Origin of the sequence: Pseudomonas guariconensis (genome assembly GCF_024127895.1) — a bacterium.
GTDB classification, from domain to species: Bacteria; Pseudomonadota; Gammaproteobacteria; order Pseudomonadales; family Pseudomonadaceae; genus Aquipseudomonas; species Aquipseudomonas guariconensis_B.
This window is the reverse complement of sequence record NZ_JAMYBK010000062.1, coordinates 1-1598: the sequence shown is the minus strand read 5'-3', so window position 1 is coordinate 1598 and position 1598 is coordinate 1. Positions and strand designations below refer to the sequence as shown.

2 protein-coding genes and 1 pseudogene are annotated in these 1598 nt (G+C 55.5%); all 3 read right to left on the bottom strand.

From position 1 onward, the window contains the following. Positions 1 to 52: 52 nt before the first annotated feature. The gene (locus NJF35_RS24540) at positions 53 to 868 is read right to left on the bottom strand and encodes an NAD-dependent epimerase/dehydratase family protein (RefSeq protein ID WP_253091615.1); all 816 of its coding nucleotides are present in this window, start codon (positions 866 to 868) and stop codon (positions 53 to 55) included. 13 nt (positions 869 to 881) lie between these two features. Beyond that, positions 882 to 1325 (bottom strand): MarR family winged helix-turn-helix transcriptional regulator, encoded by a 444-nt coding sequence (locus NJF35_RS24535; protein ID WP_253091614.1) that lies wholly within the window; start codon positions 1323 to 1325, stop codon positions 882 to 884. Between the two features lie 162 nt (positions 1326 to 1487). Continuing rightward, positions 1488 to 1598, bottom strand: a pseudogene (locus NJF35_RS24530) (IS5/IS1182 family transposase); the annotation flags it as partial.

The window sequence follows — 1598 nt, the reverse complement described above, 5'->3', positions numbered from 1 at the left end:
GCTATATCCCGCCTGCGGAGGCTGAGGCAAACTTCCACCAGCAGCAAACAGATCAGGCCGTGGCGGCCTGACTTAAACGAAACGGCCTCCACGAAACCCGGGGTGATTCAAGTTGACGGGCTAGCGCCCCGCTGGCCTGAAGGTGCCAAGGATTAGCCAAAGGCTCAGACGAGGGCTCCATCGCCTCTCCAACTAATTCAGCCAACTCAAAGATAGATGTTGGTGCATCATCGGTGAGATTGACAACGCGCCCGTCCATCGCACCATCTAGAGCAAGCTTCATTGCGATGGCGATGTCGCGATGATGGATCATGCTCATTCGTTTAGCCGGATGCATCTTTGCGCTACTTGCGAGACCAGGAAGCGCTTCAAGATGCCCGTCCTTATCACCATAAACGAAGCCAAACCGCTGAATTGACCAATTCAGACCGCTTGCGCGCAATGCCTTTTCCGCTTCCACCTTGCTGGCCGGATAGGCCAACTTCGGATTGGTCTCGTCATCCTCTCGCCCAGGGCGCGAGCCTTCTGGTCCGTACACATGAAGGGTGCTCGCCATGATGAAGCGCGCTCCTGGACTCTGCGCCTTCACAGCGGCGATCAAGTTGCGCGTTCCGTCGAGATTGCTCTTCCAGATCATTTCAGTATCTCGCGAGCGAAAAACGGCTGCGAGATGGATGATGGCTGAGACGCCTTGCACTGCCGTTTCGAGAGACGAGGCATCAAGCAAATCGCCCTCTACGGCTGTAACGCCTTGAGGCGCGATCTTGCCGGGGCGCAAAAGCGCCCGGCACTCCATGCCTGCGGCCATAAGACGCGGCAGAAGCCGCATCCCCACGAGGCCTGCCGCACCAGTTATAAGAATCGTCATTCGTCACTCCTTTCTATGCTAATTTCTCCAACCTTTCGGTGGCGGTCTGGAGCACTCTAATCGTGGTCGCAATATCAGATGCTTCAATATTCTCAAATGCCACTTGGGCGATAAACGTGAGATTCGGTAGTTCACTCCAAAGCTTTAATCCCGACGCGGTCAAACGAAGAAGCTTTTGGCGCTGATCGGTTTGTTCGGGGATTTGATCCACAAGCCCCTTGCGCAAAAGCGTTGACACAATCCCGCTCATCGACGCTCGCTCGATCTGGAGCATTGTCGCCAGTTCACGCTGCCGAGTTGGCCCATCGTGGGCCAATTGGTACAAAACGTACCACTGCGTCGATCCGAGATCGAAAGTACGTAATGCCGAATCCATTGCGGCGCGGCCCGCGAAATAGCACCGCTTCGCCCATGCCCCCACTGAGTCATGCATCGACTTCACATATTGGCGAGTCACCCACTGCTCCCGTTGGTTTGGTACCTAACAATTGTTGTATGGTACCGAACATGATGTCAAGAGCTAGAAGCGTTTAGAGCTCTGCTCGCACGGCGATATCCCATGCACCGTCGCTGATAATGAATTGCCCTAGCCGCTGCATCGATAGCAGGCCCCCAGGCACTAGGCTCTGTACGAAAAGTACTGTCGTAGACATCGCCGCCAGCAGGCCAATGTGACCATGGCGGCATAGCTTTTCGCGAGCTTGCAGTAACGGGTCGCCAAGCGACGATG